Genomic DNA, 21,635 nt, shown 5'->3' with positions numbered 1-21,635 from the left:
CATTGACTTCACCAATTTAACACTGTAAAATAAGGCCGATTCATAATTTACCATTTTTAGTGGTAAAATACAAGCGAACAAGTTAATTTTTCACAAGTTTTTCCTATCATAAAGTGTACCTTCTTTTTGATAAACTTACGAAGATAACGTTTAATAGGAGCTAAAATCATGGAACCGAAATTATCAAAAGACACGATTATTGCAGCCGCATTTTCTTTGTTAGAAAAAAGTCCCACTTTAGAACAACTTTCTATGCGTAAAGTCGCCAAACAGCTTGGTGTACAGGCGCCCGCAATTTATTGGTATTTTAAAAATAAGCAAGCCTTACTTCAAAGTATGGCTGAAGCGATTGAAGAGCACTTTCAAGAACCTGCATTATGTGGTGAATGGTATTCTGACTTACTAGCCTTCATGGAAAACTATTATGATCTCTATCAACAATTTCCCTGTGCCGTAGCTATCGAAATCCAAACCGTCCCTGCCTATCCCCAACGATTACGCCATTTGAATCAAATGATGGGCATTTTAAGAGAAGCAGGTTTTTCACCAGAAATGACTCATTTAGCAGTAACGTCTTTACAACATCTTTTATTTGGGATGATTATGGACGCAACGGAGGAAAAACAGCTCGTTTCGCAAGTATTGAACGGAGATGACTATTTAAAAGAACAAGTGCTGCACATGAAACAATATGTCTCCGACAATGAGTTAACGTACATGGAGGAAAGCATTCAATTTCGACACTCCATCCACCAAAAATCCGCCTTTATTCAAGCCGTTAAAACCTACTTAGATGGGTTGCAAGCAGACAACACATCTTCATCGAAATAAAAAAAGCCCTTGGTCCGTCAGTCATTTCGACTGACGGACCAAGGGTTAACCTTTAAAATAAATAGCGAAAACTACTTTCTCTATTTTGGTATTGGTAGCCAAGCCAAGGCTTTTTGAATCCATTCATCCCAGAACACCCAGTCATGTTCTCCTGGTCCAGTTTCAAAAGTGTAACTTGCCTGTGCCTGTTCCAACGCTTGAGCCATCTGTTGATTAGCAGAAAGTAACATATCTTGCTCCCCACAACAAAGGTAAAATTGGGGCATTTCTGTTTGGCTTTCTACTAATTGTTGTAGTAAATACAGCGGATCGTGAATAGAACCTTCAATTTGATCTAACGGGCCAAAAATACCTTCCCAATAGCTTCGCTTACGGACTTTTAATAATTCCCCAAAACTAGTGGATGATAAACTGACTGCCCCAGACAAAGAAGCAACGGCTGCAAAAGATTCTGGTTTCGCTAATCCTAATTTCAAGGCGCCATAACCACCCATTGACAAACCAGCGGCAAAGGTTTTTTCTCGTTTTGTACTTAACTGTGGAAAGAGTTGATGACAAATTTTCGGTAATTCTTCTGAGATAAACGTCCAATAGTTCATATCGTATTGTGTGTCCGTATACCAAGCTAAATCCGTGGACGGCATAATGACAGCAATCCCCAAATCAGCGACATACCGCTCAATAGAGGTTCTGCGAGCCCAGACGCTGTGATTTCCTCCCATCCCATGTAATAAATACAACACGGGAATATCTGTTAATGCTGCTTGGGTACTTGTGCCCACTTTTTTTACCGTTTCTTGTGGTAAAATGACGTTCACATTCACTTCCATTTCCAATACATTTGAATAAATATTTGCTTGTAAAAAGGCCATCTACTTTTCCCTCCAATACTCTTTCTATTAGTGTACCACTAAACCTTCGCTCGTTGCGCTTTTGCAAAAATATTTAACAAAAGAGCGACAATAACTAAGCCCGCACCGACTAAGTAAACATTATGCAGACCTGCATAGAGGATACCGCGTAATGGTTTTAACAACGCAGCTGGAATTAAATTTGCAGTATGTGGATTCACTAATTGATTCATGACATCTGCATCGACGTTTAACGCGCTCGCTTCCAATTTCGCAAACATTCCTGCATTTAAAATCACACCAAAAATTGACACCATCACAGTCTGCCCAATTGTACGCACCAACGTATTAAACGATGTTGCAACCCCCATTTTTTCAGGCTCCACTGTACTTTGTGCTGTCACCGTAGTCGTTGTGATAGTAATCCCAAAACCAACTCCTAAGACAGAAGACACTACAAAGAAAAGCCAAAACGGAACGGCCATTGGCATTACCACTAAAAAGATGGCCCCGACTAATAGAATCGATAACCCAATCGTTAAGACTTTTTTCATAGCATATTTTTCCATAAAGCTACTTGCTATAAATGATCCAGCCATCCAAAGTAACGACATAGGCGCTAAAACTAAGCCACCAATTCCTGCACTTTTTCCTAAGACGCCTTGCATCCACATCGGAATGTAGACATCAATCCCCATTAAGAAACCGCTAATAAGCGCCGCAATAAGATTTACTAAAACAAACGTTGGTTGATTAAATAAATGCAAATCAATCACTGGGTCTTGCGCGCGTTTTTCTATCATCACAAACGCTACAAAAAAGAGCACACTCAAACTCAAACAACCAAATGTTACTAATGTAAAACCATTATCGCTAATCATTTGAAAACCTAGCAATAACGTTAGCAGCACGGCCATCAAAGTAACGCTGCCCAAAATATCCATTGGCATCTTGGTCCGTTCCCGCTTTGGTTCAACTAAGAAAATACTAATCAAGCCCAATAAAACAAGTCCAATAGGAACATTAATGAAGAAAATCCAATGCCAACCGACTGTATCTACAATAAAACCACCTGCTAACGGACCAAAAATACTGGCAATTCCCCAGGCGGCGCTGTTTAAGCCTAAAATTTTCGCTCGCTTGTCCAATGAATACATATCGGCAATAATCGTTAACGCAACTGGTAAAATTGCGCCTGCCCCCACACCTTGAATTGCGCGGGCAATAATTAAGGTCAACATATCTTGAGCAAAGCCACACAACGAGGAGCCCAAAATAAAAATGATAATGCCAATCATGAAGACAGGTTTACGACCAATTTTATCCGCAAGTTTCCCATAAATCGGTGTTAACATCGCATTCGTTAATAAATAAATTGAAAATACCCAGTTCATAATTTCCATGCCATGTAACGAGCCGACAATCGTTGGCATCGCAGTAGACACAATGGTCCCTTCAATGGCTGTCATAAATGTTGCCACAAAAACACTCACCGTGACTAACTTAACATTTGTTTCTTTTGCCATTTGTTCACATCCTTTTCTATTCAATTGTCAATTTTCTAAATTGCTCCATAGCTATTCTATACAAAAAAGAACAAAATGTCTTAAAAAAATGCTTTTTCATAAAAAAATTATTGCAAAAAAAAACAAGAAGGCAGCCAGTACTTGGCTGCCTTCTTGTTTTTTTTATTTAATTATTCAGCTAAACTAGCTTTTAACGCTTCAACTTTATCTGTTTGTTCCCACGGTAAATCAATATCTGTTCGACCAAAATGACCATAAGCCGCAGTTTGTTTATAAATTGGGCGACGTAAATCTAGCATTTCAATAATACCTGCTGGACGTAAATCAAAGTTTTTACGAACTGCTTCGATTAATTTACTTTCTGGAAGATCACTCGTACCAAACGTATTAATAGAAATAGACACTGGTTGCGCCACACCAATTGCATAAGCTAATTGGACTTCTACTTTTTTCGCCAAACCAGCAGCAACAATGTTTTTCGCGATATAACGCGCAGCATAACTAGCAGAGCGGTCAACTTTGGTTGCATCTTTTCCAGAAAAAGCACCGCCGCCATGACGAGCATAACCGCCATAAGTATCAACGATAATTTTACGACCAGTTAAGCCGGCATCTCCTTGAGGGCCACCGATTACAAAGCGACCAGTTGGGTTGATAAAGTATTTTGTTTCATCATCTAAAAGTTCATGAGGAATCACCTCATTGATTACTTGTTCTTTAATGTCTTTTTCGATTTGTTCTAAGGTTGTTTCATCATCATGTTGTGTACTGATGACAATCGTATCCACACGTTGTGGTTGACCTTGATCATCATATTCCACTGTTACTTGAGATTTTGCATCAGGACGTAAGTAAGGTAAGACTTTTTCCTTCCGCAATTCTGCTAAACGGCGAACCAAACGATGACTTAACGCGATTGGTAATGGCATTAATTCTGGTGTTTCGTCAACGGCAAAACCAAACATTAAGCCTTGGTCACCAGCGCCAATATCGTCTTTTTCATCTTGATCACGCACTTCTAAGGCTGCGTCAACCCCTTGAGCGATATCAGGTGATTGCTCATCGATTGCTACAAGAACTGCGACAGTCTCTCCATCAAATCCATATTTTGCTCGTGTATAACCAATATCTTTCACAGTTTGACGAACAATTTTTTGGATATCTACATAAGCTGTTGTAGAAATTTCTCCAAATACTAGGACTAAACCAGTTGTTACGGATGTTTCACATGCCACGCGGGCCATCGGATCTTTCTCCAAAATCGCATCTAAAATTGCATCACTGACTTGGTCAGCTACCTTATCTGGATGTCCTTCTGAAACGGATTCTGATGTAAATAAATGTCTTTCTGTCATAATGTTATTCCCCCTAAATAGTTTCGGTTACAAGGCATCTTTAGTAAGTAACGACAATTACTTGCTAAATCCTTTCGGGAACTTGTAACAAAAACAGTATACCAGATATCTAAAAAAAAAGCTTAGGTTTTCAAGAAAATCATTAACCTATTATAAATTTCTATCACACTATTCAATAAAGAATAGCGAATTTTTAACTATCTTACTTGTTGCCATAGTTAGCAAAATACTACAACTTATTAAAAACAGAAAATAAAGTAAAATCTTTACTAAAGAAAACTGTACATTGAATAAAATATAGGCACTTGCGAGAATGCCACCTAAAGTCAGCGAACAAAAAACAGAAAGATACTCTGCCACCTTTTTATCTTTGATAATTACTGAAAGCAATAGAACTAAACTTCCTAACAGGTAAGTAATAAAAGGTAAAGTAACTATGCTCTGTGGTGCCAATAGATAAAGATATGGACTCTTTTGGTTATTTAAAATAACAAGACTAATAAGTAGTTGAAACACTTGAAAAGGTACACTAATCATTACAGCAACCACTATTTTCCCAACAACTACCCTAGTTATACTGACAGAAGACAGAAGTAATAGAGGTAAGGTCATTTGCTTTTTTTCTTGAAGCATTGTACTCATGATAAACATAGCAGCAAAACTACCGGCCAAAGTAAAGCTGGAAAATAAGTTAGCTTCATTTGGCAAAACAATTCCTTCTGAACCGCCGCTTTTACTAATGAAAACTGTAAAAAAAATCAAATAAAGCATTAAACCGAAATATTTCCAAAGATGACTTTTTAATTCCAGAAACTCACGTTTAATCACTACTTGGATTTCATAAAAAAATTCTTTATTCATGGCGTTCACCTACTTTTTCCAAATAGATTTCTTCTAAATTGACTCCTATATTTGGCTCATTGAAGCAGACTTTTCCATTATTTAATATTAAAAAATTAGTACATATTTCTTCAACGAAAGCTAAATCATGACTATTAATTAAAATGATTTTTCCTGCTTCTTTTAAATGAATAATTAATTGTCGTAACTTTTTTTTCATTTCTGGATCTAAAGCATTCGTAGGTTCGTCAAAATAATAAGCTTCACTCTCTCTTAAAAAAAGCATTGCTAAAGCAGCTCTTTTTTTTAATCCCTGTGACAATTTATCTACACGTTTAAACTCATAGTCTATTAATCCAAATTCTTTTAACACTTGTGTCAATTTTTTTGACTTTTGTTTTTCCCTCGACAGCTCCAATTTAAAAAGTATATTTTCTCTGACTGTCAGTCGTTCATAGAAACCACCCATTTCCGGAAGATATTCTACTTTTTTTATATAATTATGTACTACACCTTTGCTCGGCTTCAGCAAGCCTAAAACTAAATAACTTAGTGTCGTTTTTCCCGCACCGTTGTGCCCGAGAATCCCCCAACATTGTCCTTTTTCGATTTTCCAATTAATATCTTCCAAAACAAAATAATTTTTTTTGTAGAAAAAACTAATATCTTCAGCATAAATTTCGCTGTTTTCACTCCGATTTTCTCTCATTATCTACCTCCTATAAAAACGATGATTATTTATTTATCGTAACGTAAACACCATATTTTGTAAACGATTTCTTTATCTGCAACAAAAAACTTCCAGCCCCTTTCATCTGAGCTGGAAGTTTCTTGCTACTGTAAAATTTTCTCCGCGATAAAGTGTGTATATTGCTCGCCGCCTGCCACATTTGGATGAACTCGGTCATCATAAAACCAATCATCATGGGCGTTACTATAATTAAACCAGTCAATGACCGTTAAGTTATCGTATTTTTTGTCCATTTGACTAAGTAAACTATTCACTTGATTTTGCCATCTTCTAGTTGGGACGCGAACATTAATCCAATAAACTTTTCGATTACCTAACGCTTTCATAAATTCATCAAATTGTGCCTCTGTAAAAGGACCATTCGTACCTAAACTCACTAAAACAGTATCTTTGAGCATTTTCTTTTTGTCTAGTTCACCAATTAGTGAAATGCTACTATACAATTGACGGCCCACTTCCCCATCGATAATCATTTTAGGAAAAATATCTTGTAACCCGCTAGCACCATCTAGAATAACAGAATCACCAATAGTTGTGATTTCTAAATTCTGCGCTTTTTTTACTTGCTCTGGTGTGAGTTGTGTGGGTAGAACATCTTGGCTTTCACTCGGTTTTGTACTACTTTCTGTGGACGTGCTACTATTTTTCGTGCCACTTTCTTGGACTTCTTTTTTACGTTCTTCAATTTTTTGCTGATTTTTCGCAATATTTTTTTCTAGTTGCTCTTGTTGCGCACTTTTAGCGTTTGCTGGAGCCACAATTAAACCGAATACTGCAATCACGCTAATCACTGTCATAAAGGCCATTGTCCCTTTTTCACGAAGGTCCCACGGTTTCCGTAAAAACTCAGTGAATTGAGTCCAGACATCCTTATAAGACAATCGTGTCAGTGGATGTTCGATAAAACGATATGACAATTCGCTCACTACTAAAATTAATGCTATTTCAACCAATGAATGTAGAAAAACATGGTCCGATAAGGTCTTAATTTTGGCCTCATAAAAAATCATGATTGGGAATTGATACAAGTAAATGCCATAACTCCGTTTACCTATCCACGTAAAGACTGGATTCGTTAACCAACGATTCATATCTGCCCCTGGATGTGCAGTGACAGCCACTAAGACAGTGGCTGCCAAACTAATTAAAAACATGCCGCCGTAATAAACAAAATTTGTATGATCTGATAATGTTAAAAAGGCTAACACTAAAAGAACTAAGGCACTTAAACCAGCGCCATTTAAGATTTTTTTAGAGGCTTCTGGAATTTCTTCTTTCAAACGTGTGCTTGGCCAAACATACGCCAATGCACTACCTAGTAAAATAGAAAAAACACGTGTGTCTGTTCCATAATAGACACGTGTAGGATCTGCGCCAGGAACATATAAAACGGCCATCAGCGTCACCGAAATTAAGGCGCCGATTAAAACTAAACTGAAAATTCGACCGCGCTTACGAACAAAGCGTTCCAGAAGAATAAAAAGTAATGGCCAAATTAAATAATTTTGCGCTTCAACTGCCAATGACCAAATATGTACAAATGGCGATTGTGTCGCAAATCCATCAAAATAAGAAAACCCTTTAAAAATTTGCCACCAGTTGTTGTAATAAAAAATACTACTAGCGACAACGCTGCGAATATTGTTTAATAAATCCTGCTGAAAGAGTGTAATATAACTAACTGCACTTAAAAGCATCACAATTAATGCTGGATACAGCCGTTTCATCCTTCGCACATAAAATCCTTTTAAATCAATGGTCTGATTTTCTGCCCATTCTTGCCGCAACAAGTCGTTAATAAGATAACCTGAAACAACAAAGAAAATCGGAACACCTAAGTAGCCACCTCGCATGACTTGGGGAAAAAGGTGATACAAAATCACGCCAATTACAGCGATCGTCCGAATGCCATCAAAACCTGTAATATAGCGTTTTTTCTTGCTATTTGCTGTCTGATTCATTTGTGCTTTCCAACTTTTCTATAAAATTATTCTTTTCCTTTATTTAAAGAAGCAAGTAACTTTAATATACGTTTTTTCCTAGGAAATGGCAAGCAAACTTTGCCTCCTTTAGGCTTTTTTTACAATTCAAAAAACCAACATTTTTTAAATTGTAAAAAAACAACCAAAGCTTATGAAAATCACTCATAAGCTTTGGTTGTTTACTCATATCGTTTTCGTTTAGATGAAGATGGAATCCCTAAGGCTTCACGATACTTTGCCACCGTTCGCCGGGATATTTCCATGCCTGAATCTTTTAATCGCTCGACTAATTTTTGATCAGATAACGGTTTACTTTTTACTTCTTCATCAATTAATTTTTGTAGTTGCTTTTTAACCATCGTTGTTGAGACATCCTCGCCATCTTCTTCTGATGAAAGAATACTTGTGGAGAAGAATGAGCGCAATTCAAAGACGCCAAACGTGGTTTCTAGATATTTTCCATTGACCGCACGACTAACTGTCGATTCATGAATAGACAAAGCATCCGCAATTTCTTTTAAAGTCATTGGTTTTAATGGCCGATCTGCTTCTAAAAAGAAGGCTTCTTGGCGGCGCACAATTTCTTGCCCTACACGTAAAATTGTATCCCCCCGCTGATTCACTGCGCGCTCTAACCATTCAAATTCGTTTTTCTTATCCTTAATATATTCTTGGACTTCTTTGTCGTCAGTCTCTTGCATTCGTTTGAAATAATTTTCTTGAAAATTTAATGTCGGTCGACCGGCTTTGTTGGAAATCACCACTATTCGATCTTCCTTGATTCGGACAGTTAAATCTGGTCGAATATACAATTCCTCGGTCGCATCAAAAATATTCCCTGGCGCTGGCGATAACGTTTGTATATAATCAAAAATCAATTGAATTTCTGCTAATTCAATCCCAAATTTTTTAGCTAACGGGCCCCATTTACGACTCACTAAGGCATCAAACTCTTCCTCCAATAAAATATACGCTAAGTTAGGCGCGGTATCGTCTCGTTCTGTTTGTAGCATCAAACATTCTTGTAAATTGCGTGCCCCCACACCTGCTGGATCTAGCTGTTGTAACAAAGTTAATGCATCTAGCATTTGAATGGCGCTTGCTTCGGTTTTCTCTGCCGCTTCTTCTAACGAAATCTTTAAATAACCATTCACGTCTATATATTCTACTAAAAACAATACCAATGTTCGCAAGTATGTATCGCGGTAATTCAAATGAATTTGATCAATTAAAGACTCAAATAATGATAAATGATAGTCTGGAATTTGATTCATATAATTATTTTCTTCGTCTTGGTTGGTGTAAGAACGACTAGTTATCGGAAAATCTGTGGTGTACTGCGTGTCTACTTGTAAATCAATTAATGGATTCTCTAGTGCTTTCGCTTCAACAAAGGCAGCGAGTTCTTCCGTATTAAATTGTAAAATTTGAATGGATTGTTGAAGCTGTTGAGTCATGGCCAACTTCTGGACTTGTTTTTGTTGTTGGGACATTCGTTGCTCAAATTTCATTATTTTCGTCCTCCCTCTTGTAATTTTTGTCAATATCAGCTAAACTAGTATTCGTGCCGCGCCCTTAGTGTAGTGGATATCACGTAAGATTCCGGTTCTTGAGACGGGGGTTCGATTCCCTCAGGGCGCGTTATTTAAATATGTTGATTTATCAACGTTTCTGGACACTCTTTATTCATCTAAAGAGTGTTTTTTTCTTGTTTAGGAATGATTTTTCTATCCGTATTTTTTTCAAATGTTGCTTGTGGCAAGCTCAATCGCACTTAACGCGACAACATTTGTTCTGCTTCAGCTACAAATCCAATAAGGTTAAAATTCCTCCGTTCCTATTGTAACGCATAACGTTTCCTTTTTCTATCTGCTAAACAAAGTATTACGACAAGCAAACACCTGCTTCTCTCTTAAAGATCCCTTTCTGATTATATAGTAAATTGCTTTTAATTTGTTAATTATTTTACCTAAAACTTAATACCCTAATTAAATAAAGAACCTAGGGCAAAAATCACTTTGGATTTTTGTCCCAGGCTTAAAACCTGATAATTGGCGGGAACAGAACTGTTCAGCTCCGACCTCTAAAATACTTAATTAGAAATATGCTACCAGCAATCATACCAATTATGATTACTAGCCAAAATAATCCACTTACAAGTAACAGCTCAGTTAAGGTCGTCTTCAGATTCTCCTCCTTTAAATGGCCTCTGCTTTGTTTTGCTATGTAATTAATGGCGAGATCAGACAACAGCTATCAAAAAAACGGACCAACACGTGGTCCGTTTTCATTCATTATTAAGCTTTTACGATGTTCGTTGCTTGTAAGCCGCGTGGACCTTCTTCAGTATCAAAAGTTACTGCTTGGCCTTCGTCTAAAGTTTTAAATCCATCTGATTGAATAGCTGAAAAATGTGCAAATACATCATTGCCATCTTCACCTGTAATAAATCCAAAACCTTTGTCTGCGTTAAACCATTTTACTGTACCGTTGTTCATATATATTTCCTCCTAGTGCATAAAAATATGCAAGTTATTGCAAAAAATGTTGAGTGGCAAAAGGAGAAGTATAGTTTTTAAATATATAACTCAAATTACTTATCAAAATTGATTACTTAATTACTATAACATATTTATTAGGAATAAACAATGCCCACGACTTTTCCTTGGACTTTCTAAAATAATCAAAGATGCGCTTGACAAATCCCTAGCAAAAGACACTCCTATTCTTTCTATTTCCAGTTAGTTTTGTTTAACTTTAAATAATCGCTACGCGCCAAATAATCAAATAGCGGAGCTAATCCTGGTGAAAAATTTACTTCCTCAAACCCCTTAATAAATTGTACGCCTTTAATTTTATTTGGTTCGTTCAGGGTAACTTTTCCTTGGGCTTGTTTGGCAAAATAAAAATGTCCTTGCCAAACGATTGAATCAAAAACAAGTGGTCCAGTAAAAATTTCTTCAAGTTCAGTAATTTCCACTGCTAATTCTTCTTTCATTTCACGAATCGCACATTCCAGCGCTGATTCACCAAATTCTTGTTTTCCGCCAGGGAAATTCCAAGTGTCTGGCCGATCTTTTAAAATAAGAATTTCATCTGATTGATTTTTAAGAAGTACTCGCGAAAATTCTTTTTTCATTTCGTTTAACCCTCTTCTTCATTTTTTATTGAGAAGCCACACTTGGCAGCATAAAAATATAATGCAAAATACGATCCGCATACGATGGATTTTTTTCAAAGTCATTGACTTCTTCATTGACTAACTCCAAATCATCGGTAATCACTCCAGCAACGTCCATAAAGAGCATTTTACTCAATACCTCTGAGTCATTAACTGTCCAAGCATAAACTGCTTTTTTCTGTTGGTCAGCTTTTAAAATGAAAGTATCGTTCAACGTGGTAGCTTCCATTGTATACAAATCAGCTTGTGTTTCTGGAAAAGTGAAATTATAGGGCAAAATAAAACTAACTTTTACTTTTGATTTGGCTTTTTTAAACGCTTTGATCACATTGTAGTCGAGAGATTGAACCTGATGGTTATTCTTTATCAAAGGACGTTCATATTTTTCAATAAAGTTAGAAAGCGCACCTTGACTATCTTGTTTAGACGTTTTAATTTCTACTAGTAATTTTTGTTTGGCTTGGTTTGCTTTCGCTAAATAATCATCAAAACTGGCAATTGGTGCTTCTTGGCCATTTTCTTTAACAGTCATTTTTGTTAATTCAGCCAACGTAAATTCTTGCGGCGTGCCATCAACGCCGGCGAGTTCTTGAAGGTTTGCATCATGCATCACAACAAATTGATGGTCTTTGGTTTCTTGAACATCAATTTCAATATAATCTGGTTTAAATTTAATGGTTCTTTCCATAGCAGGAATAGTATTTTGCACGCCATTACTATTGGTGACCCCTCGATGCGAAATAATCAAAGGTTTTGATTCTAATAGCCCTGTTAAGTAAACAGCGTTGAAAATTATATAGCCGCCAAAAATGGTGAATAGTCCTAGGCCCATTCCGATAGTCACTAATTTATTACGTTTCGTTTCTTTGTCAAAGGCAACTTTTGTCGTCGTTTCTGCTTGAACATTTAATTGTGTATATAAGAAATTAATCAGTAATACTGAAAGCCAAGCATTAGAGACAAACTGTAAAAATTGGACAACCGTTAAATTTAAAATACCACCTAGCAAGCTAATGGTATCGCTCAAGGTATCTAACTTCAACTGTAGAAGATAAAGTAACACATAAATAACATACGTTGAAACAAATACCGCGATCGTCACAAATGCAATATTACGAATAATGAACCATAATCGTTTGTTTGTCATTGACCAACTAGCCTTAACTGCCTCGCCCGCTTTTTTTCTCTCCAGAATCATTAATGGAAGCGTGTAAATGAAACGAATAGCTAAATACCAGACTAATAACCCAAAGGCCAGTAACCCAACCAAGTAAGGAATTCGTTGGGACAAAAATTCAACAATAAAATCTGGAATCACAAATTTCGTCAATAGATTACTTTGGAAAATCAGGTTACCAAAAGGGACAATGACAACAAAATAACCGAAAAAGAATAACCACGAACGGGCACCTTGCTTTTTAAGAACCTTAAAAGATGCCTTGGTAACTCCTTTAAAATGAAAGCGATGGTCTTGCCGTATTTGAAAAATCCCTAATAATAAAAAGGTAAACTGATAAAAAACTGCACCTAAAAAAAGTAACAACAAGAGAATTAATAACACCAGAGCAAGCGGCTTTTCTAACAATAAATTCAGGTTATTAAACGAAAGATAAGGAATACCTTGAGTTTTTAGTGCGTTGGAAGTAGCCCAACTAAAAGCCCCACCCACCAATAATAATAAGACATTTAAAGTAAAAAATAACCATAAGTACTGCAAGATGTCTTTAAAAAATTGCCTTGTTCCATTTTTAAATGTTTGCCAAGCAGACATACAAACTCCTCCATTCTAAAAGTATCTGATTAAAGTTCTTCCATACGAATCCTAAATAAAACAACGGCAATCCAAATTGAAATAAATGATGGCAAAATAACAATAATGATTGCGACTGGCTCATCAATAGTCCCTTGTAACATATTTTTTACTTCTGAAGAAACAATAAACTGATCAAAAATCACTTGATAAATAGTAACATAAATCAATACCCATTGAATATAATATTCAATTATTTTCATTAAAGCGATGGGTAAAACAATTTTTTTCGTCGTTAAATTCAATAAAAAATATAACAAAAGACTCGTACTGATGATAACGACTATCCCTAAAAGAAATAACGACTCTAACCGCTGCCCTATTACGTTTGCAACGCCTATTGTTAATAATAAATACATAGCTACCGAAATTAAGATGCTCACACTTAGCATAACAGAAAACAAAAGTAATGCCTTAAGAAAAAGCCACTTATCAACTCTTTTATTTCCAATCAATAAACCTAAAAGAATCACCGACAAAAGTAAAATCAATTCAATCATTCGTTCCTCCTCCTAAAACAAATGAAAACAAATTCATATGTTCGCGTTTATTTTATCAAACCAAAATGGATTTGTAAAACATTTCACATGTTATTTACTAAACGACTATTACTAGAAAAAAGACAAGCCAAGTTTCCTTTATTTAGGAAACTTGGCTTGTCTTTTTATTCTTTTTACTTCGTTATTTTTTGATAGTTTACGAATAATTGATTCGCATCTCCTTCTCCATCAATTTTCTTGAGATGGCCGTTATCTATTTTAAACATAGATGGCACATGTAAAACTTTATTTTCTCGGATAAATGTTGACCATTCCTTCATGGTCTCTTTGTTGGTTAATTCTACATAGTAAACCTGTTTAGGTGCTTGTAATAGTTTCTCGAAATTCTGACAATCTGAACAGTTTTTCTTTTTTAAAACAACATAAAATGTTTCGCCAGAGTGTTTTTTTTCTTGATACTCATTGAAACTTAATTCCTTTTTATGCGGAATAAATGTAAAACCTACCAACAAACTAAGTAACAAAATTAACAGACTGAACGAAATTTTTTTATTCATGTTTTTTCTTCCTTTTTAGTTTGTCTAATTTTTTCTTTTTTTATTTTTTGTTATGCCAAAGCTAATAGCCACTATAAGGACAATTAAACCTGCGATCATGTAAAGTGGATTTACTGTTGTATTAGTCATTGGTAAATGAATTCCTTTACTTGCTGATTTTCCAAAATTGACTGGGTTCGTTGGCGCTTGATGATTTGTAGGCGTCAACGGTTTCTTCGGTTTTAGCGGTTGTTTAGGTTCAGGTTTTTTTGGATCTTCTGGCGTTAGTGCAGGCGGTGTTACGCTTGGCTTGTTGGAATGTAACACGTCCCCTTCGTTGCCAAAGTTCAAGTCCGCTTGGTTGGGAATCCCGCCTTGTTCAATATAAGGCGCTAATTCTTCGTCCGTTGCGTCAGCTTTAATTTTAGTGGTGATAGTCAGTGTATACGTATGACCACTTAAATAGTCATAGCTGTCTGCTTGTTTGTTCATTTCAAAAGTTACTTTGTTATTTTCTTGTGTTACTGTGCCGTTAGCTGTAACATCTTTACCATTTTCATCAGTGACTTTCACATCAGTGATGTCTAACACTTTATTAATGTCATCTACCATGCTGGCTTGGGTCCAAGTGCTTGTTTCGTTACCGAAAGCTGTTTTGACATTCCATTTAAATTCTTGGTCACGGTTGGTTAAATCTAAATGTTCTTGGCCTTCGATATCTTTTGTAATCGTTGGATCTTCTGGCGTTGGTGCAGGCGGTGTCACTGTTGGTTTGTTGGAATGTAACACGTCACCTTCATTGCCAAAGTTTAAGTCGGCTTGGTTGGGAATGCCACCTTGTTCAATATAAGGCGCTAATTCTTCATCCGTTGCGCCGTCTTTAATTTTAGTGGTAATAGTCATTGTGTACGTATGTCCAGCTAAGTATGAGTAGCTGTCTGCTTGTTTGTTCATTTCAAAAGTTACTTTGTTATTTCCTTGTGTTACTTTGCCGTTAGCTGTAACATCTTTGCCATTTTCATCTGTGATTTTTACATCAGTGATATCTAGCACTTTATTAATGTCATCCACCATGCTAGCTTGGGTCCACGTGCTTGTTTCGTTACCGAAAGCTGTTTTGATGTTCCATTTAAATGCTTGGTCGCGGTTTGTTAAATCTAAATGTTCTTGGCCTTCGATATCTTTTGTAATCGTTGGATCTTCTGGCGTCACGTCACACGCATGCGCATTGTCATTTTTAGGAATCATCGCTTCTGGAAATTCCTTAGCAATTGTTCCTTGATTCATTGTCCCACTACTTACAAGGGTTGCTGCATCAATCGCTGTATTTTCTTTGACTTCGTAGTGAATCGTGATGTTTCCTACGTAACCTTCTGTACTAGTTGCCGAAATGGTTTGTCCGTTAATTTGAACAGGCACATCATTTCCAGCATCGTCCGTAGCGGTCGCCGATTGAATGTCAAATTGATCAGCAATTGTTAATGAAGCTGTTGCTGGTGTCGATTGAGCCAGACGATCTTTGACAATTTGTTTTAATTGGGTTGTAAAATCATCAATAGATTGGCTTGTAATAAAATCTTCTGGTGTGCTAGATCCTTGTTGCAACTCTTGTTTTACAAAAGGACCCACTTCTGTTTTATATTTATCAAAGTATGAATTCACTGAACTTAAAGATTCAACACTTTCCCAATACGCATTAATCATTTCATAGCCTTGGTTAGTAATTTCTTGGTTTAACGCTAAAACTTCTGCTGCTGCACCTTGGTAGTCATTACTATATTCCACTGAGACTTGAAGAGGATGTCTTGGATCTGGATATTCATTGATTGAATCATTGGTATTGGTTTTATGCAAGTAACCATCTAAACGTGTATTAGCGACCCCATCTGTCACTAATAGGAAATACGTTTTTCGATTCGTTAAATCTCCGTGTGTTTGATTGTACGTATCTAAAGCGAGTTTCAATCCTGGGGCGGTTGGCGTACCACCATACGTCCGAACGTCTCCAAAACCAGAGACAAATTGGCTTTTATCATAAGTCAATTGCGTATTGACGCGCACATTCATATCATAATCAGCTGAATTAATTTTTGTCTTTCCATCAGGAAACATAAATTGTTTTCCGCCGCGATATGAAGCCAGCATCACGCGGTCTTGATCAGATAAGCCTTGAACCACTTCATCAATCGCTTGTCTTACATGTGGAAAATTATCTGAAAAACTACCACTGGCATCTTCAACAACTACTAAATCGACTGGTTCCGTTTCACCCGCTTGAACTGGGAAAGTAGCTTGTCCTTCCAATATCCGTTTACAATCAGCCAGACTGTCGTCTTTCACTTTCACCGTATTGGTCATTCCTTCTGTATCTCCTGCTTTAACCGCTTCTTCAGCTAAAGCCAATGTGGGACTGAAATTTCCCACAACTGTTCCAGCGACAATCACCATTGTCGATAATAATTTCGTTGCTTTATTAAACATTTTAATCCTCCCTATTTTCTTTCGCTAGTGTTTGGGACACTTGCTTCTCTTTACTTCAACTACAGCTCCTTAAATCTTTCATCAAGTCGATGTGGCCCCTTGTTTTTGTGACACATCTCTTACTCAATTTCTGATTCTATCACCTTTATAGGCTAAAACTTGGCAGTATTCGGCTCTTGAAAACGTAAAATTTGTCTTTTAAAAATTAATGAAAAGACTATCCACTGACAAAGTTGGTTTTCACTTACTTTTTGCTACTTGATTCCTTTTAAGACTCTTTTTTTACACAAAAAAAGTAAAAGAACCTTTACAGTCCTTTTACTTAATTGTTAGATGCTATTCATAATTTTCTTAGTTTTGTTCTATAAGATGAATAGTTTAGCCTGTTTATTTCAACAATATTTGACGTTAGTCAGCCGTTTCGTTATAGTTAAAGAAAAGGCTTTTTGGTAGGAGTGAATACGATGAATGAGTGGCCCCATCAGTTAATGACGCTTTTAACCCCACTTTTTGAGCTATGTATTTTAGGACTGAATGTTTTTTCGATTATTGTTTTAGTTTGGGGTGTTTGTTTAGCAGGAAAAGATTTCATTAAAAGTGAACGACAAAATCAAAGCCGCTTTACCTTAACCAAAATGAATACGTTCATCAAAAACTTCCTTGGTAGCTACATTCTGTTAAGTTTAGAAATTTTAATTGCTGCTGATATTATTGAATCCATTGTCAAACCAACTTTTCAAGATATTTTGAAATTGGCAACCTTGGTGATCATTCGTACAGTTATTTCTTATTTCTTACATAAAGAAATTGAAGACACTATGACCGATATGGAACAACAAGAAAAAGAACCAGATACCCCAAAAAATTAGCGGGTACGCTGGTTCTTTTTTTATTTAATCGCTTTAAAATAATGAAGTGGTTCGTTAGACAAACGCTGCATTTTACGTTTTTTATCTTCAATAATTGCTAAAATTTCGTCTGAAAAATTTTCTAAAATAACACGGCCGCCTTTATAGGTGTGACCACCCATTTCAGCAACTTCGCTGGCCGTCAAAATGACTTTACGATGCGCAATTTTTTTGAAAAATTCTTCAATTAAGTACGTCGGTAAGTAAAAATTATTTTGAGCAGAAAATGATTCCAAATAAATAAAATCATCGATGCTGATGAAACAATCATCCATCGATAAGTATTCAATTGATCTGTCTATATATAATTCACGCTTTTGTAAAATTTCTTTGACTTTTTTATTTAATAAATTCAATGATTCAATTTCTTTAACCAAATGTTCTAGTTCACGATAACGTACTTCTTTTCGCTCTTTGTAAGATGAATGTAAGGCGGCACTTGCTGTGACTATTAGCGCACCGACGATTACACCGACCATTCCGGCGATAAAAACAAACATATTTTTCCCCTCGCTCTTTTCTAATTTTCCATTTTAGTATAACATAATCCAAAAGTTTCGGATAAAAAATGACACAAAATTTTTCAAGCGACTTCGTTGACCTTTATTGACCAAAGAGGTATACTTTTCATAGGCATTCAAAGTGCTTTGTGATAGAATGACTTTAAAAGTTTCTTTATATAGGAGGATTTACTTATGAATTTAATTCCAACAGTTATTGAACAATCATCTCGCGGTGAACGTGCTTATGACATTTACTCTCGTTTATTAAAAGACCGCATCATTATGCTAAGCGGCCCTATCGATGATAATGTGGCAAACTCAGTGATTGCACAGTTATTATTCTTAGATGCCCAAGATTCAGAAAAAGACATTTACTTGTACATTAACTCTCCTGGTGGCAGCGTTTCTGCAGGCTTAGCGATTTTCGATACCATGAATTTCGTTAAAGCGGATGTCCAAACGATCGTATTAGGAATGGCGGCTTCAATGGGTAGCTTCTTATTAACAGCTGGTCAAAAAGGCAAACGTTTCGCTTTACCAAATGCGGAAATCATGATTCACCAACCACTTGGTGGCGCTCAAGGGCAAGCAACAGAAATTGAAATTGCTGCTCGTCACATTTTAGACACTCGTCAACGTTTAAATTCAATTTTAGCTGAACGAACTGGCCAACCAATTGAAGTGATTGAACGTGATACCGATCGTGATAACTATATGACTGCCGAACAAGCAAAAGAATATGGTTTAATCGATGAAGTAATGGAAAATAGTAGCGCCTTAAATTAAAAATAAAAAAATGGAAACAGCGACAGTCGCTGTTTCCATTTTTTTTATTTTTCAATGTATCCACGTAATTCTTCTTCAGTGACACTTTCGTCAAAGATATGCTCACCAATGATGATCGTTGGTACAAATTGAATGTGCGCCGCATTGGCTTCAGCAATCACTGCGGAAACAAGCGTTGCATCTTTTTGTTCTTTTAAGCCAAGATTTTTTTCAGCATACGTCGCTACTTCTTCTAAGGTTAAGTTTCCCCATTCATCTTGCGTAGCAAACATTTTATGCAATGCTGACAGTGCTTGTTCAGGCGCTGAATAGTCAATGTAGTGATGCATCACATTGCCGCGTTGTAAACTTTCTTTTTCTTTATCAAACAACTTAATGATACGTTCAACTTTACCACTTTTGACAAATTGTGCTAACAGTTCCTCAGACTCTTCAAACCATTTTCTGCAATAAGGACAGCGAACATTGATAAATTCTATCATTTTGACAGGGGCATTGCTCTCACCAATGTGAAGCCCTGTTTCTGTGTTAACTTTTGTTGCATCAATTACTGAAATATCCATAAAAACCTCATCCTTTCAAACCTTTATTTCTCTTTTAGTATACCGTTTTTCAATAAAAAAATCATAAGACACGAATTCAAATTTTCTGAATTCGTGCCTCTGTTCACTTTTTTAACGATTAATCGAACGAGCCATTCTAGCAACAGTATGTCTTTTCCCACGTATCGCATCAGAAAGCTCTTTAATATTTTCAATACCAACTAAGCCCATATTGGCATCGCCAATATGTTGAATATCTACGCCTAAAATTTTATTTCTAATGCCGATTGCTTGGATAACTTCAGGTTGAGTACTTTCTTGTGAAGTTCCAATGGCACTCATAACTAATTTTCCTTTTGAATGTGCAAAATCCACAACTTCTTTGACTTGTTGATCATCGATGCCCCAAACCGTGCCGACTGCTGGGACTAAGACAATATCAGCGCCCGCTTCAATAAATTGGTCAGCTGATTTTAAACTGACCACTGGTTCATCTACGCCTGAACTGTGCATTTTTCCGGCAATAATGATGCCATCAAAATGTTTTTTGGCTAAGGCCACGTTCTTAGCAATCAAGTCGTTGGTCACGCCAGTTCCTGGATTACCTGTCAATAAGATAAAATCCAAACCCAGTTCATTGGCTTTTTTGAAAGTAGCTGCTGATGCTTTTCTACCTGGTTCGATCGAAACTCTCGTTGAAGCTAAGTTTAAATTTTCATCAACAGGTTCGACATTCATGCCAATCGGTAAACCGACTAGTTCTTTCAAACGATGAACAACCTCATCATTAGGGACACATGTTTCCGCAGTATATTGCCCTTCATAAGCGGCTACTACAATCGGTTTATTAACATCGAAAACATTCAATAAAATCATGTCTGCGCCATATGCTTTTGACATTTCCGCACAAGTGATATCACCTGCTACGGATGGATGAACTACCACATTTTCCGATAAAATTACGCGCCCTTCGCTCGCTTTAATACTCTGAAACAGCTCTTCTTTTGACATCCGTTTGATTTCTGATGCATTTGCACTAATTAATCGTTGAACCATTTTGACCCCTCCAATAGTTTTTAATGTTTTAGTTAAAAACAGCAATAAGTAATCGCTTGCATTTTATTACATGCAACATTCGTGCCAACGTCGTTTCTTTAAACCACAGGTAAACACTACATTTCAGTACTACACACTTTTTGCACACTTTATTTTTTTTACACGCTTAAAGAAAAAGTGAAGGATAGCACTTCAAACGGAAATGTTATTCTTCACTTCTGGAGCAGAACAATTACGCACTTTTTTCTCGTAATTTTTCTGCAAATTCATTAATTTTTCGAATACGATGATTAATACCTGACTTAGAAATAGCTCCTGAAGGAATCATTTCCCCTAGTTCTTTGAGACTAACTTCCGGATACTCTAACCGTAATTCTGCGATTTCCTGAAGTTTCTCCGGTAATGATGTCAGCCCTACTGTACTTTCAATAAATTGAATATTTTCAATTTGTTTTGAAGCCGCATCAATGGTTTTATTTAAATTCGCTGTTTCGCAATTCACTAAACGATTTACTGAATTCCGCATATCACGGACAATCCGGACATCTTCAAATTTCAACATAGAGTTCGTGGCACCAATTAATGTTAAAAAGTCGGCAATTTTTTCAGCACCTTTTAAATAACAAATATACCCATTTCGGCGTCCCAATGTTCGAGCGTTTAAGTCATAGTAATTCAACATCTTACAAATATCATTATTGTGTTCTTCATAAATTGAAAAAATTTCTAAATGATAGCGACTTGTTTCCGGATTATTAACTGAGCCAGAAGCCATAAAGGCCCCGCGTAAATAGGAACGCATTTTTTGCGCGTTACCCATGATTTCATTTGACACATTGCCATTAAAAACGACCCCATCCATAATATCCAAATCAGCTAGAATTTTTTGTGTATCTTGTTTTAGACGCACAATGTAAACATTATTTTTCTTTAGTTTCATTTTTTTACGAACTAATAATTCTGCTTGTGCATGGTAATGATCTTTCAGCAATGAATACATTCGACGAGCAATTGCAGCATTTTCCGTTTGTACATTCAAGACAAACTGTTGATTAACTAAGCTAAGTGAACCGTTCATCCGAATTAATGCTGCTAATTCTGCTTTCGCGTGTTCTCGATGGACTTCTAAACCAGTTAACTCTTTTTTGACATCCGAGGCAAAAGACATCTAAGCTCCTCCTCTCTTGATTCTTTTG

The 21,635-nt window shown here is 36.4% G+C and carries 20 protein-coding genes, 1 tRNA gene and 1 riboswitch; of the genes, 4 read left to right on the top strand and 17 right to left on the bottom strand.

All coding sequences use genetic code 11. The annotated features are described in order from the left end of the window. Positions 1–168 precede the first annotated feature (168 nt). A complete protein-coding gene (locus IGL36_RS02735) occupies positions 169–831 on the top strand; it encodes a TetR/AcrR family transcriptional regulator (RefSeq protein WP_002358755.1) in 663 nt (220 codons plus the stop codon). An 80-nt stretch (positions 832–911) separates the two neighbouring features. Here the strand turns inward: IGL36_RS02735 and IGL36_RS02730 are convergent, their stop codons facing one another. The 7 genes from IGL36_RS02730 to rpoN all read right to left on the bottom strand — a co-directional run bounded on the left by IGL36_RS02730 (position 912) and on the right by rpoN (position 9,647). Continuing rightward, positions 912–1,703, bottom strand: coding sequence for an alpha/beta hydrolase (locus IGL36_RS02730; RefSeq protein WP_002355660.1), 792 nt, complete (start codon positions 1,701–1,703; stop codon positions 912–914). Between the two features lie 38 nt (positions 1,704–1,741). Further along, positions 1,742–3,208: an MDR family MFS transporter gene (locus IGL36_RS02725; RefSeq protein ID WP_002368061.1), complete on the bottom strand. Its 1,467-nt coding sequence runs from the start codon at positions 3,206–3,208 to the stop codon at positions 1,742–1,744. Between the two features lie 170 nt (positions 3,209–3,378). Continuing rightward, positions 3,379–4,563, bottom strand: a complete 1,185-nt coding sequence (gene metK / locus IGL36_RS02720; RefSeq protein ID WP_002355656.1) for a methionine adenosyltransferase — start codon at positions 4,561–4,563, stop codon at positions 3,379–3,381. Then, positions 4,561–4,656, bottom strand: a riboswitch (SMK box riboswitch). It overlaps the preceding gene by 3 nt. A gap of 75 nt (positions 4,657–4,731) precedes the next feature. Continuing rightward, positions 4,732–5,424, bottom strand: a complete 693-nt coding sequence (locus IGL36_RS02715; protein WP_002364776.1) for a hypothetical protein — start codon at positions 5,422–5,424, stop codon at positions 4,732–4,734. Next, on the bottom strand, positions 5,417–6,112 hold the full coding sequence (locus IGL36_RS02710) for an ABC transporter ATP-binding protein (RefSeq protein WP_002364777.1): 696 nt from the start codon (positions 6,110–6,112) through the stop codon (positions 5,417–5,419). Before IGL36_RS02710 ends, IGL36_RS02715 begins: the two co-directional genes overlap by 8 nt. 125 nt (positions 6,113–6,237) lie before the next feature. Next, entirely contained in the window at positions 6,238–8,115 is a 1,878-nt protein-coding gene (locus IGL36_RS02705; protein WP_002398099.1) for an acyltransferase family protein, read from the bottom strand. Positions 8,116–8,315: 200 nt separating this feature from the next. After that, positions 8,316–9,647, bottom strand: a complete 1,332-nt coding sequence (rpoN, locus tag IGL36_RS02700) for an RNA polymerase factor sigma-54 (protein ID WP_002370760.1) — start codon at positions 9,645–9,647, stop codon at positions 8,316–8,318. Positions 9,648–9,705: 58 nt separating this feature from the next. Between rpoN and IGL36_RS02695 the strand changes: the two genes are divergently transcribed. Continuing rightward, positions 9,706–9,777: transfer RNA gene (locus IGL36_RS02695), tRNA-Arg, on the top strand. A 656-nt stretch (positions 9,778–10,433) separates the two neighbouring features. Here IGL36_RS02695 and IGL36_RS02690 read toward each other — a convergent pair. The 6 genes from IGL36_RS02690 to IGL36_RS02665 form a co-directional block, all read right to left on the bottom strand. Beyond that, positions 10,434–10,634 (bottom strand): cold-shock protein, encoded by a 201-nt coding sequence (locus IGL36_RS02690; protein ID WP_002355647.1) that lies wholly within the window; start codon positions 10,632–10,634, stop codon positions 10,434–10,436. Positions 10,635–10,867: 233 nt separating this feature from the next. Continuing rightward, positions 10,868–11,275 (bottom strand): NUDIX hydrolase, encoded by a 408-nt coding sequence (locus tag IGL36_RS02685; protein WP_002398101.1) that lies wholly within the window; start codon positions 11,273–11,275, stop codon positions 10,868–10,870. Positions 11,276–11,300: 25 nt separating this feature from the next. Beyond that, positions 11,301–13,088 (bottom strand): glycerophosphoryl diester phosphodiesterase membrane domain-containing protein, encoded by a 1,788-nt coding sequence (locus IGL36_RS02680; RefSeq protein ID WP_002363211.1) that lies wholly within the window; start codon positions 13,086–13,088, stop codon positions 11,301–11,303. Between the two features lie 29 nt (positions 13,089–13,117). Next, on the bottom strand, positions 13,118–13,627 hold the full coding sequence (locus IGL36_RS02675) for an SA1002 family membrane protein (protein ID WP_002398102.1): 510 nt from the start codon (positions 13,625–13,627) through the stop codon (positions 13,118–13,120). Between the two features lie 173 nt (positions 13,628–13,800). Further along, entirely contained in the window at positions 13,801–14,184 is a 384-nt protein-coding gene (locus IGL36_RS02670) for a bacteriocin (protein ID WP_002355641.1), read from the bottom strand. Positions 14,185–14,208: 24 nt separating this feature from the next. Continuing rightward, positions 14,209–16,644, bottom strand: a complete 2,436-nt coding sequence (locus IGL36_RS02665; RefSeq protein WP_002398105.1) for an isopeptide-forming domain-containing fimbrial protein — start codon at positions 16,642–16,644, stop codon at positions 14,209–14,211. Positions 16,645–17,108: 464 nt separating this feature from the next. On the opposite strand from IGL36_RS02665, the gene IGL36_RS02660 reads away from it, so the two are divergent. Continuing rightward, complete coding sequence (locus tag IGL36_RS02660; protein WP_002383026.1) at positions 17,109–17,513, top strand: DUF1622 domain-containing protein; 405 nt, start codon at positions 17,109–17,111, stop codon at positions 17,511–17,513. Positions 17,514–17,533: 20 nt separating this feature from the next. Here IGL36_RS02660 and IGL36_RS02655 read toward each other — a convergent pair whose 3' ends face one another. Further along, positions 17,534–18,052 (bottom strand): hypothetical protein, encoded by a 519-nt coding sequence (locus tag IGL36_RS02655; protein WP_002355635.1) that lies wholly within the window; start codon positions 18,050–18,052, stop codon positions 17,534–17,536. Between the two features lie 195 nt (positions 18,053–18,247). Between IGL36_RS02655 and clpP the strand changes: the two genes are divergently transcribed. Next, a complete protein-coding gene (gene clpP, locus IGL36_RS02650; RefSeq protein ID WP_002355633.1) occupies positions 18,248–18,841 on the top strand; it encodes an ATP-dependent Clp endopeptidase proteolytic subunit ClpP in 594 nt (197 codons plus the stop codon). A gap of 44 nt (positions 18,842–18,885) precedes the next feature. Here clpP and IGL36_RS02645 read toward each other — a convergent pair whose 3' ends face one another. From IGL36_RS02645 to whiA, 3 genes are all read right to left on the bottom strand, one after another. Then, positions 18,886–19,404 carry a DsbA family protein gene (locus IGL36_RS02645; protein WP_002373440.1) on the bottom strand — a complete coding sequence of 173 codons (519 nt, stop codon included), beginning with the start codon at positions 19,402–19,404 and terminating at the stop codon, positions 18,886–18,888. A gap of 111 nt (positions 19,405–19,515) precedes the next feature. Continuing rightward, positions 19,516–20,439 carry a PEP phosphonomutase gene (locus tag IGL36_RS02640; RefSeq protein WP_002398107.1) on the bottom strand — a complete coding sequence of 308 codons (924 nt, stop codon included), beginning with the start codon at positions 20,437–20,439 and terminating at the stop codon, positions 19,516–19,518. A gap of 232 nt (positions 20,440–20,671) precedes the next feature. Beyond that, positions 20,672–21,607 carry a DNA-binding protein WhiA gene (gene whiA / locus IGL36_RS02635; RefSeq protein ID WP_002358736.1) on the bottom strand — a complete coding sequence of 312 codons (936 nt, stop codon included), beginning with the start codon at positions 21,605–21,607 and terminating at the stop codon, positions 20,672–20,674. Between the last annotated feature and the right edge of the window lie 28 nt (positions 21,608–21,635).

The organism is Enterococcus sp. AZ011, assembly GCF_050548355.1.
GTDB classification, from domain to species: domain Bacteria; phylum Bacillota; class Bacilli; order Lactobacillales; family Enterococcaceae; genus Enterococcus; species Enterococcus faecalis.
Note: the sequence above shows the minus strand (reverse complement) of the source record. Positions and strands in the feature narration are given on the sequence as shown.

Excerpts from the sequence above, each read along its gene's own strand:
- IGL36_RS02725 (WP_002368061.1), bottom strand. The coding sequence starts at position 3,208 with ATGGCAAAAGAAACAAATGTTAAGTTAGTCACGGTGAGTGTTTTTGTG.
- IGL36_RS02675 (WP_002398102.1), bottom strand. The coding sequence starts at position 13,627 with ATGATTGAATTGATTTTACTTTTGTCGGTGATTCTTTTAGGTTTATTG.
- metK (WP_002355656.1), bottom strand. The coding sequence starts at position 4,563 with ATGACAGAAAGACATTTATTTACATCAGAATCCGTTTCAGAAGGACAT.
- IGL36_RS02655 (WP_002355635.1), bottom strand. The coding sequence starts at position 18,052 with ATGTTTGTTTTTATCGCCGGAATGGTCGGTGTAATCGTCGGTGCGCTA.
- IGL36_RS02685 (WP_002398101.1), bottom strand. The coding sequence starts at position 11,275 with ATGAAAAAAGAATTTTCGCGAGTACTTCTTAAAAATCAATCAGATGAA.
- whiA (WP_002358736.1), bottom strand. The coding sequence starts at position 21,607 with ATGTCTTTTGCCTCGGATGTCAAAAAAGAGTTAACTGGTTTAGAAGTC.
- IGL36_RS02705 (WP_002398099.1), bottom strand. The coding sequence starts at position 8,115 with ATGAATCAGACAGCAAATAGCAAGAAAAAACGCTATATTACAGGTTTT.
- IGL36_RS02660 (WP_002383026.1), top strand. The coding sequence starts at position 17,109 with ATGAATGAGTGGCCCCATCAGTTAATGACGCTTTTAACCCCACTTTTT.
- IGL36_RS02735 (WP_002358755.1), top strand. The coding sequence starts at position 169 with ATGGAACCGAAATTATCAAAAGACACGATTATTGCAGCCGCATTTTCT.
- rpoN (WP_002370760.1), bottom strand. The coding sequence starts at position 9,647 with ATGAAATTTGAGCAACGAATGTCCCAACAACAAAAACAAGTCCAGAAG.
- IGL36_RS02690 (WP_002355647.1), bottom strand. The coding sequence starts at position 10,634 with ATGAACAACGGTACAGTAAAATGGTTTAACGCAGACAAAGGTTTTGGA.
- IGL36_RS02665 (WP_002398105.1), bottom strand. The coding sequence starts at position 16,644 with ATGTTTAATAAAGCAACGAAATTATTATCGACAATGGTGATTGTCGCT.
- IGL36_RS02680 (WP_002363211.1), bottom strand. The coding sequence starts at position 13,088 with ATGTCTGCTTGGCAAACATTTAAAAATGGAACAAGGCAATTTTTTAAA.
- IGL36_RS02645 (WP_002373440.1), bottom strand. The coding sequence starts at position 19,404 with ATGGATATTTCAGTAATTGATGCAACAAAAGTTAACACAGAAACAGGG.
- clpP (WP_002355633.1), top strand. The coding sequence starts at position 18,248 with ATGAATTTAATTCCAACAGTTATTGAACAATCATCTCGCGGTGAACGT.
- IGL36_RS02640 (WP_002398107.1), bottom strand. The coding sequence starts at position 20,439 with ATGGTTCAACGATTAATTAGTGCAAATGCATCAGAAATCAAACGGATG.
- IGL36_RS02710 (WP_002364777.1), bottom strand. The coding sequence starts at position 6,112 with ATGAGAGAAAATCGGAGTGAAAACAGCGAAATTTATGCTGAAGATATT.
- IGL36_RS02730 (WP_002355660.1), bottom strand. The coding sequence starts at position 1,703 with ATGGCCTTTTTACAAGCAAATATTTATTCAAATGTATTGGAAATGGAA.
- IGL36_RS02670 (WP_002355641.1), bottom strand. The coding sequence starts at position 14,184 with ATGAATAAAAAAATTTCGTTCAGTCTGTTAATTTTGTTACTTAGTTTG.
- IGL36_RS02715 (WP_002364776.1), bottom strand. The coding sequence starts at position 5,424 with ATGAATAAAGAATTTTTTTATGAAATCCAAGTAGTGATTAAACGTGAG.